The organism is Treponema sp. R80B11-R83G3 (assembly GCF_054786115.1).
In genome coordinates this window covers 1-387 of record NZ_BDHF01000563.1, presented here as the reverse complement: position 1 = coordinate 387, position 387 = coordinate 1, and the positions used below count along the sequence as shown (strand labels likewise).

The 387-nt window shown below is 45.7% G+C and carries 1 protein-coding gene; it reads left to right on the top strand.

What is annotated here, in order from left to right; all coding sequences use genetic code 11:
• On the top strand, positions 1 to 387 hold a 387-nt coding region (locus ACYVRH_RS14985; protein ID WP_461257650.1), incomplete at both ends, for a sodium:solute symporter family transporter.

Sequence of the window (387 nt, the reverse complement as noted above, 5' to 3'; positions counted from 1 at the left end):
ATGCGACATCGTTAAAAATATGCGCGTCAATTATTCTTTTCATCTTCCTTATCCCCTACACCGCTTCTTTGTACAACGGCCTATCGCGTTTATTCGAGATGGCGTTTCATGTTGATTTTATCTACTGCATAATCGGCATGGCCGTTCTTACCGCCGTTTATGTCGTAGTCGGAGGATATTTTGCGACAGCAGCGAACGATTTTATTCAGGGCATAATCATGCTTTGCGGAATTGTCGCCATTATCGCGGCGGTTCTTCACACTAACGGCGGTTTTATAAACGCTTTGGCGAAAATGGCTACTGTAGAAGCAAAGAATGTAAACGGAGCAGTCGTCCCCGGCGTTCTTACGTCATTTTTCGGTCCCGACCCGTTAAGTTTGTTAGGCG